Source organism: Superficieibacter electus (assembly GCF_002915575.1).
Classification (GTDB): Bacteria; Pseudomonadota; Gammaproteobacteria; order Enterobacterales; family Enterobacteriaceae; genus Superficieibacter; species Superficieibacter electus.
In genome coordinates, this window is record NZ_PQGD01000035.1 from 20,709 (window position 1) to 27,353 (window position 6,645).

The following is a 6,645-nucleotide window of genomic DNA, read 5'->3' on the forward strand; positions in this document are numbered from 1 at the left end:
AATCTAGACACTTCCGAGCCGTTGATAATACTGTTTTTCATATTCTGTCGGTGACATCTGTTCGCTAGAACCATGCCGACGCTTACTGTTATAAAACATTTCGATGTAATCAAAAATATCACTGCGGGCTTCTTCTCGCGTTCCGTAGATCTTTTTCTTTATCCGTTCACGTTTCAACAACTGGAAAAAACTTTCTGCAACCGCATTATCATGGCAGTTACCGCGACGGCTCATGCTACCCTCCAGGCCGTGTGATTTCAGGAACGACTGCCACTCATGGCTTGTGTACTGACTGCCCTGATCCGAATGAACCAGCACCTGTTTTTCGGGATTACGCCGCCATACAGCCATCAGCAGTGCGTTCAGGACAATGTCCTTTGTCATCCGGGATTGCATGGACCAGCCGATAATTTTGCGTGAGAACAGATCAACAACAACGGCAAGATACAGCCAGCCTTCGTGGGTCCTGATGTAGGTTATGTCCGTTACCCAACGCTCATCAGGAGCATCCGGATTGAACTGTCGCTGGAGCCTGTTGGGTGACACGATACTGGCCTCGCCTTTACGTGCCCGCGGGCTTCGGTATCCGACCTGAGCCTTTATTCCGACACGTTTCATCAGTCTCCAGACTCTGTTTACTCCGCACTGTTGCCCGCTGTCACGCAGATCCAGATGGATTTTGCGATAACCATAGACGCATCCCAATTCCAGCCAGAACTGTTTAATCTGTCCTGTCAGTCTCAGGTCTGCCTGATGGCGTTGTGAATGCGGCTGCTGAAGCCAGGCGTAAAAACCACTGGGATGAACATCCAGCACCCGACAGAGCAGGCGAACAGGCCAGCAACAGGAGTTGTCACGGATAAAGGCGTACCTCAGTCGGACAGCTTTGCGAAGTACGCCGCAGCTTTTTTTAATATGTCCCGTTCGTCGGTAACCCGTTTCAGCTCTTTCTGGAGACGGCGGATCTCGGCCTGAGCATCTGACTGTTCTTTATTAGTGGAAGAATCCGGACCGTACTTCTTTATCCAGGCATAAAGGCTGTGGGTGGTGATATCGAGACGTGTTGCAACGCTGGCAACAGAATAACCGCGATCAACAACCTGTTTGACTGCTTCAGTTTTAAACTCTTCGGGATAACGCTTACCGCTCATGGGCACCTCTCTTTAAGCCATCTTAAATGACTCTGAGGTGTCTGTTAAACCCATGGCGATTCAATATCCGTTTCCAGAGGTTAAACGGATTTACCACCCGAAGGTATCCTCTCTCAGGCTGCGAGGATTTTCCGGTCACCCGAAGGTGTTTCTCTCAGACCGGTAAAACGTTGGCTGGCAGTCACCCGAAGGCGCTCCTCTCAGACTGCCGGAGCATTAGCTGGTTGCATGTAGCAACAAGTAAGCCTGTCTATTTTCAGAGCAAATAGTGATTATGTCAACCTGGGTATCAAATGGGTATACCTATTAAATACTATCCAGTTTATTGGTAGAATATAAATAAGTTACCACTTAAATGATACCGATTGGAATGTGACTATTTTAATGTTACTGCCGGAGGAACTTTGTTTATATTTGGATATCTTCGTGCTTCAACTCAGGAACAGGATGCACTGCGTGCAAAATCGAGGCTCAAGGACTTTGCTCAACAACACAATCATCGCATTGCTGGCTGGTATGTTGAAAATGCTTCAGGCGCAGCATTGCACCGACCGGAACTGATGAGACTGCTTCAGGATACAGAGCCAGGGGATGCGATACTTATAGAACAAGTAGATCGGCTTTCACGCCTGGATGATAATGGCTGGGAATCTTTAAAAAAGATGATTAATGAGAAATCGCTTTCAATAATAAGCCTTGATTTGCCTACAAGTCACATTGCCCTGTCCACACCATCAGCTTATGACTTTACTCATAGTATGCTCCGGGCAGTGAATAATATGATGCTGGACATGTTAGCTGCTATCGCCCGTAAAGATTATGAAGATCGTCGCAGAAGGCAGATGGAAGGAATTACAGCCGCCAAGGAAAAAGGGAAATACAGGGGGAGGCTAGCAGATAAGGAAAAACATGAGTTAATTAGAACGCTTCGCAAGAAAAACGGAAAATCAATAAATGAAACGGCAAGGCTCGCCGGCGTTTCACGCATGACAGTTATTCGAGCATGTAAAGATACGGATTGAAATTTAGAAAAGCCACAGCCCTGAATGAGCTGTGGCGCTACGTCCTGAAAATTCAGTAAAGAAACAACTTATTCTGTTTCACCGCGAAAATAAACTTGTTTAATATAACGACCACGGCCATCTCCATGCCCCAAATCCATCGATACTAATGCTTCAGCTTCGTCGCGGCTCATTCCATTTTTAATATGATGATTTACAGCATCACGTGAATAAGCGTAACGCAAACTATGCGGGGCATTTTTACCATTCATCCCTGCCTCTCGTACAATATTTCGGTAACGATCTATTGCAGTATGCAGAGAAGGTTTATCAATCAGTTTTCCGTTATGTTCACTGACATAATGAATTGCCTTATCAAGAATTGATAAAACTTTTTCACGATTGAAAACTGTTGTTTCTCTCGGCCGCCCGCCTTTAGTCCCGAAAACAACACGGACACGCTCATTATTGTTAATCAATGACTGCTTCCATGTTTTTAACGACTTTGCGGACTGCACGGTTTCTTCTGTTCTCAATCCAAGGTATCTTGAAAGTTGTACCGCGAGCGCAACACCTTCATCTTTTTTAAGCGCAAAATTCACAACCGCATTAAGTTTTTCATCTGTAATAGGAAGTTTAGTGCCATCCCGGTTAGCACCAGAAATTCCCAGGGCCTGATTACTCAGGCTGGTATGATTGGGATCGGCCAGTTTATTTCTTCCTGCTGATAATAAAACAGAGCGGATAGCAGACATCTCATTCTGTAACGTCCTGAGAGACAAACTGTCTGCCTTCCTGCTCTCAATATATTTTTCAATATGGGAAGTTTTGATATGTTTTACGTCCCTAATCTGAATATTCAGTTCAGACAGACGTTCAGAAAAACGTTCTGCAATTCTTGAGCGGTCAGCCACAGTTTTATAACTTCCCCTTCCCTGACGAGCAAGTGTGACAAGTTGTTTGCACAGCTGTTTACTGAATCTGGACATTCCTATATCTCCACAGGGATACACGTCCCTCGGCTTGTAAATAAGCGGACGGATCTGTACCCCAGTAATTCATCCCCGACGACACGGTTGCTTTTGCGCTTCCTGCGTCTCAACTGGTATCTGTGCATCGGGGCGGCGAATTGTTGAGTTCTTGCGAGGCACCCCAGATCTCTGATCTGTTTGCTGCTTATGCAGAGCTGACTTACGTCAAGCTGCCTCCAACACTACTGTTCGTAGTGTCGCCATCGATACCGAGTCGATTTCCTCCTTACTGATAATTGAACGTTCAGACGGCCTTCCGTCGTGCTTACGTTGATGTAAAAGTGAGTTTAATACCGTACTAACACGGACTACATGTTGGTCAGATGGTAGTAAAACGTTGAAAACCACGTCGTACGTGGGTTGAGACGTTATGCGCTGCGCGCGTCACTTGGTAGTGTCTTCGCCACTTCACAAGTGACGCCGCGCAGCTTCGTGCTCCTAATGCAACTCCGTAAGCGGCCAAATGTGCCAAATGGCCTTATCCGTCGATGCAAAAGTCGTACGAAACTCAGGGCGTATCCCTGGCAAGAATCATAACGTAGTGAAAGATCAGAGCCTGATTCAGCTCCTTTAATGACAATTCAACATCAGGAAGATGTGAATCATTGAGGCGTTAGCCGGCCAGTTTTTGGTCGGTGACCTTATCCACATTAGTGGCCCCCGTTTTCAAAGGTTAAACGGGTTTACCGCCATAAGGCGTCCCTCTCAGGTATGTGGGACATTAGCTGGCAGTCACCCGAAGGCGCTTCTCTCAGACCGCTGAAGCATTGGCTGGTAACCGCCCGAAGGCACCCCTCTCAGGTTACAGGGGTTTTGGATGGTCGCCGTAGCGACTTCTAATGCACTGGTGATGTTAGCAACGCCTCAGATGATCGTCAACTTTCTTATATTATTCATTGTTAGGGTCTGCATATATCACCATTCCAACAGACATTAGATCCTCAACGTCATTAGCAAGAAAAGGTATAAAAGATTTGCTTTGAATTTTTTCTACTATACCTTGCCCAACGACTATAGGTACGTATTGATAGCCAGGAAAAATATCATTTGGCTTACCTACCAGCACACCTCCAGTATATTCATGGCAATCAGGAAATACATTTGAAAGAGTACTCAGATATGAAATATCAATCAAATGACCAGTATCTGTTGTATACCAGGCATGAAGATTTAGAGCAGGCGTCTCAGAAAAATCTTCGGGCTGAAATCCCTTGTTGGACCATTTTTCAAATTCATCATATGTGGGATTATAAAGCCATTTATCTCCCTTCCATAATTGACCGACTGTCGTCCAAATTTTACAGCCAAGTGCGGATTCAAAATATGGCTGAAGGAAATGACACCACTTGAGACATTGCCCTGCTGAAAAAGAGAAGCTATCCACTTCTGCTTCATGACACACTTTTGCCATCATATTATGATAATCCAATTCACCATCCTTCAAATCCGTTATTGAACCTTCATTAAAGCCCAGCCCTTTTGTAAATTTTAATGCATGCTCAAAGTTGGCTCTGTAATCCAGAGTTTCGTCACACTCTATAATTCGGCCTTTATATTTATTATGGAAATAGGACAAGAGATTAAACACACTTACTCCTTATAGATTTATGAGTGCGGATATAGCAATATCCACACACTTAATAATTAGTTACTTCCCTTCAGCTACATTCTTAATATTTTGCATTAAATCCTGCAAGCCGCTACTTGCGAGTCTTTGCTTTGAAGAAGAACTGTACGTTATATGAATACGACTACCTGACCCATTTTTTTCTAGCTCAATAGTTAGGTGATCATCATAGTCGCCCCAATCTGAGCCCATTTTATAATAACTTCCAGTCATCGCATCCCATTCCTGATTACTATCGGTAATTGCGCTGGCAGTCCATTCGCCATCGTTATTTTTTTCTCTAATTGATCTCAGTTCATCATTAGAGATAAACTTAAACTTCCTTTTAATTCTTGCTGCTGCAGTATCAACATCTACTGGTACAGTATAACTTTTAGAGGTCGATTCTTTTTTTTCTGAAGGAGATACTTTCATACGCTGCTCATCATTTCCTGAGGAGTTACCTCTCAGGGAATTCATTATTCCTGAGGCACCATCACTGATTTTCTGGTTTGTAGTTGCTATATCATTCATACTACAAGCTGTTACGAGAACAGGTAGTATTAAAATAGTATATAGACCCTTCATATTCCTTTTTTCTCCCTATTTTTACCGTGAAAATAACAGCTTTAGTACGACTTACTATTCCGTCACATTGTAACAGACTGTAAAACCCTGCCGTATTGTATAATGAAAGTCAATGATGAGGTATACCAAATGGCTGGGCGTAAAAAGGAAGCTCACTTCACTTTAATTATATCACTTAGCTTAGTCGTGAAGGCGGGGGAAAGCCTTTCTCTGCGCATCTTCCAGCCCATAGATGCATCTTTAATACCTTGCCCTGCAAACCAAACAGAGCCTTTGCCTGAATGGTTAATGCTGTCTATTAATGTCATCAGCTCTTCGCTGTTACGATGAGGCTGAAAGTCATCAAAAAGGGTCAATTGAGATACGGCAGCGCTTCGGAAATCAGTGAGCATCACGCCAGCACGATGATAACGGTGCCCTGGTACAAATATCGTATCAAATGCCTTTATAGCCGCGTTAATGATATCCCGTGAATCCTGAGCGGGTACAGCAAGCTCTGTTACCGCCTGATTCTTATAAAACACCTCATTTTCTGAGAAAGGGCTGGTACTGATGAAAACTGCTACCCGTTTACAAAATTGATGCTCTGCACGGAGTTTTTCTGCTGCACGTTCAGCATGAGCGCAAATGGCCTGATGCAGGCTGACTTCGTCCGACGGTTTTTCTCCAAAAGATCGGGAGCATATGATTTGTTCTTTTGGGGCAGTAAATTCTTCTAAACCGAGGCAAGGAATACCGTTCAGCTCTCTGACCGTGCGCTCAACAACTACTGAGAACTGTTTACGAATGAATGAAGGCGACAGCTCAGCCAGCTGAAGTGCATTGTTAATGCCCATAAACTGTAATTTTTTACCCAGCCGCCGTCCTATACCCCAGACCTCCTCAACTGGTACTAAAGCCATTAACTTACGCTGACGCTGTCTGTCACTGAGATCTACCACACCTCGCGTTGCGGGCCAGCGCTTACTTGCATACTGAGCCAGTTTGGCGAGCGTTTTTGTAGGGCCTATTCCCACTCCCACAGTCAGATGTGTTCTTCGCTTAATCTGATCACGTATCTGATGGCCAAACACCTCAAGCGATAACAGATTACGCATACCCGTAAGATCACAAAAAGCTTCATCGATACTGTAAATTTCCACACGCGGAGTCAGTAACTGCAAAATAGTCATCACTCTGTCTGACATATCAGCATTTATGTGGAATACAATTTCAACAGCTTAATTAGTAACCGACTCAAAGCACGCGCGCTTTAGGTATGTCAGACC

The 6,645-nt window shown here is 44.5% G+C and carries 6 protein-coding genes; 1 reads left to right on the forward strand and 5 read right to left on the reverse strand.

Annotated elements, in window-relative coordinates:
• Positions 1-3: 3 nt before the first annotated feature.
• A protein-coding gene (locus tag CHU32_RS26000) for an IS3 family transposase (protein WP_087464944.1) occupies positions 4-1,151 on the reverse strand; the annotation gives its coding sequence in 2 pieces (ribosomal slippage) (positions 4-902 and positions 902-1,151; 1,149 coding nt in all).
• Between the two features lie 404 nt (positions 1,152-1,555).
• Between CHU32_RS26000 and CHU32_RS26010 the strand changes: the two genes are divergently transcribed.
• On the forward strand, positions 1,556-2,173 hold the full coding sequence (locus CHU32_RS26010; protein ID WP_020899211.1) for a recombinase family protein: 618 nt from the start codon (positions 1,556-1,558) through the stop codon (positions 2,171-2,173).
• Positions 2,174-2,241: 68 nt separating this feature from the next.
• On the opposite strand, the gene CHU32_RS26015 is transcribed toward CHU32_RS26010, so the two are convergent.
• The 4 genes from CHU32_RS26015 to umuC all read right to left on the reverse strand — a co-directional run bounded on the left by CHU32_RS26015 (position 2,242) and on the right by umuC (position 6,588).
• On the reverse strand, positions 2,242-3,141 hold the full coding sequence (locus tag CHU32_RS26015; RefSeq protein WP_006786007.1) for an integrase domain-containing protein: 900 nt from the start codon (positions 3,139-3,141) through the stop codon (positions 2,242-2,244).
• Positions 3,142-4,072: 931 nt separating this feature from the next.
• A complete protein-coding gene (locus tag CHU32_RS26020; protein ID WP_020899212.1) occupies positions 4,073-4,771 on the reverse strand; it encodes a hypothetical protein in 699 nt (232 codons plus the stop codon).
• A 60-nt stretch (positions 4,772-4,831) separates the two neighbouring features.
• Positions 4,832-5,323, reverse strand: coding sequence for a hypothetical protein (locus CHU32_RS26025; protein ID WP_023888462.1), 492 nt, complete (start codon positions 5,321-5,323; stop codon positions 4,832-4,834).
• Between the two features lie 206 nt (positions 5,324-5,529).
• On the reverse strand, positions 5,530-6,588 hold the full coding sequence (gene umuC / locus CHU32_RS26030; protein ID WP_308302662.1) for a translesion error-prone DNA polymerase V subunit UmuC: 1,059 nt from the start codon (positions 6,586-6,588) through the stop codon (positions 5,530-5,532).
• Positions 6,589-6,645 lie beyond the last annotated feature (57 nt).

What these genes read in the sequence shown, in the direction of transcription:
- CHU32_RS26015 (WP_006786007.1), bottom strand. Translation starts at nt 3,141, where the DNA reads ATGTCCAGATTCAGTAAACAGCTGTGCAAACAACTTGTCACACTTGCT.
- CHU32_RS26025 (WP_023888462.1), bottom strand. Translation starts at nt 5,323, where the DNA reads ATGAATGATATAGCAACTACAAACCAGAAAATCAGTGATGGTGCCTCA.